Origin of the sequence: Psychrobacter sp. TB55-MNA-CIBAN-0194 (genome assembly GCF_040309505.1) — a bacterium.
GTDB classification, from domain to species: domain Bacteria; phylum Pseudomonadota; class Gammaproteobacteria; order Pseudomonadales; family Moraxellaceae; genus Psychrobacter; species Psychrobacter fozii.
Genome location: NZ_JBEOOW010000799.1, coordinates 1 through 235, shown reverse-complemented (window position 1 = coordinate 235; position 235 = coordinate 1). Strand labels below are relative to the sequence as shown.

Here is a 235-nt window from a genome sequence, read left to right as displayed (position 1 = left end):
CAACTAGACGGACCTATTGTTAATGAAGTTGACGTAACATTAGCGCCTGGAGTGAACACCCAAGCGAACTATACGGTATTAGAACTTGATGATGATAAAGGTTCTTTCGTCGGAGTGGGTGCAAGTTACGACAATGGTGAAGTCATTGCGATAACAGAATGGACTCGTTCAGAAATTGATAACGCTTACCCTGATATTGATTCTGGTTACTTAACATTAGGCTATCGTATTAAGG

The 235-nt window shown here is 40.9% G+C and carries 1 protein-coding gene; it reads left to right on the top strand.

The window, feature by feature from the left end; genetic code table 11:
• Window positions 1-235 (top strand): hypothetical protein (locus AAEY75_RS17140; RefSeq protein WP_352260388.1); only part of this gene is annotated, 235 nt, incomplete at both ends.